Raw genomic sequence first — 1,231 nt, 5'->3', positions numbered from 1 at the left:
CTGGGGTGTAAGTACGGCGACGTATGTAGCTGACAGATACTAATCGATCGAGGACTTAACCTATACTAAAAAGTAGTTACTTGAACTACACCAATGTCTTTTATTCAGTTTTGAGTGAACAAGCTTTACTCAAAAATTTATTTAAAATAATGCTTGCATTAAATATAACAAGTGTTATAATAATAAATGTCCTCAAGAATGAGGATGCATAGTCTGGTGACGATGGCGAAGAGGTCACACCCGTTCCCATACCGAACACGGAAGTTAAGCTCTTCAGCGCTGATGGTAGTTGGGGGTTTCCCCCTGTGAGAGTAAGACGTCGCCAGGCAATTCTTTTCTAATGATCGATGCTGAATGTTCTATACATAATCTAGTGATCAAAAAGAATAAGAACATACTAAAATAACATTATACCCAGGAGGATTAGCTCAGCTGGGAGAGCACCTGCCTTACAAGCAGGGGGTCGGCGGTTCGAGCCCGTCATCCTCCACCATATTTCTACACCTGCCGGTGTAGCTCAACTGGTAGAGCAACTGACTTGTAATCAGTAGGTTGAGGGTTCAAGTCCTTTCGCCGGCACCACTTAGTACGAGCCGTTAGCTCAGTTGGTAGAGCATCTGACTTTTAATCAGAGGGTCACAGGTTCGAATCCTGTACGGCTCACCATTATTTTTTGCCGAAACATATCGCGGGTGTGGTGGAACTGGCAGACACGCTAGACTTAGGATCTAGTGCCTTCGGGCGTGGGGGTTCGACTCCCTTCACCCGCATTTTTTATGCGGAAGTAGTTCAGTGGTAGAATACGACCTTGCCAAGGTCGGGGTCGCGGGTTCGAATCCCGTCTTCCGCTTTTAATTTCCACTCTTGCCGGGGTGGCGGAACTGGCAGACGCACAGGACTTAAAATCCTGCGGTAGGTGACTACCGTACCGGTTCGATTCCGGTTCTCGGCACCAATTAATTTTATAGAATGCGCCTGTAGCTCAATTGGATAGAGCGTCTGACTACGGATCAGAAGGTTGTGGGTTCGACTCCTGCCAGGCGCGCCATATTACTTATATATTTTAGACTCGGGAAGTAGCTCAGCTTGGTAGAGCACTTGGTTTGGGACCAAGGGGTCGCAGGTTCGAATCCTGTCTTCCCGACCACTTATTTGGGGCCTTAGCTCAGCTGGGAGAGCGCCTGCCTTGCACGCAGGAGGTCAACGGTTCGATCCCGTTAGGCTCCACCAA

Annotated in this window: 9 tRNA genes and 1 rRNA gene; all 10 read left to right on the top strand. The window is 48.0% G+C overall.

Going from position 1 to position 1,231, the window contains the following annotated elements:
* Nucleotides 1–212 precede the first annotated feature (212 nt).
* The 10 genes from rrf to CSV70_RS16220 all read left to right on the top strand — a co-directional run bounded on the left by rrf (nucleotide 213) and on the right by CSV70_RS16220 (nucleotide 1,230).
* Nucleotides 213–328: ribosomal RNA gene (gene rrf, locus CSV70_RS16265) — 5S ribosomal RNA — on the top strand.
* 89 nt (nucleotides 329–417) lie between these two features.
* Nucleotides 418–493 (top strand) — tRNA-Val (locus tag CSV70_RS16260).
* 13 nt (nucleotides 494–506) lie between these two features.
* Nucleotides 507–582 (top strand) — tRNA-Thr (locus CSV70_RS16255).
* An 8-nt stretch (nucleotides 583–590) separates the two neighbouring features.
* Nucleotides 591–666, top strand: a tRNA-Lys gene (locus CSV70_RS16250).
* A gap of 22 nt (nucleotides 667–688) precedes the next feature.
* Nucleotides 689–770 (top strand) — tRNA-Leu (locus CSV70_RS16245).
* A gap of 8 nt (nucleotides 771–778) precedes the next feature.
* A tRNA-Gly gene (locus CSV70_RS16240) sits at nucleotides 779–850 on the top strand.
* A 16-nt stretch (nucleotides 851–866) separates the two neighbouring features.
* Nucleotides 867–955: transfer RNA gene (locus CSV70_RS16235), tRNA-Leu, on the top strand.
* A 16-nt stretch (nucleotides 956–971) separates the two neighbouring features.
* Nucleotides 972–1,048, top strand: a tRNA-Arg gene (locus CSV70_RS16230).
* A 22-nt stretch (nucleotides 1,049–1,070) separates the two neighbouring features.
* Nucleotides 1,071–1,147: transfer RNA gene (locus CSV70_RS16225), tRNA-Pro, on the top strand.
* A gap of 7 nt (nucleotides 1,148–1,154) precedes the next feature.
* Nucleotides 1,155–1,230 (top strand) — tRNA-Ala (locus tag CSV70_RS16220).
* The last annotated feature ends 1 nt before the right edge of the window (nucleotide 1,231 follow it).

Source organism: Sporosarcina sp. P25 (genome assembly GCF_002743235.1).
GTDB classification, from domain to species: domain Bacteria; phylum Bacillota; class Bacilli; order Bacillales_A; family Planococcaceae; genus Sporosarcina; species Sporosarcina ureae_B.
The sequence above is the reverse complement of the archived record's forward strand: the minus strand, read 5'-3'. Positions and strand labels throughout refer to the sequence as shown.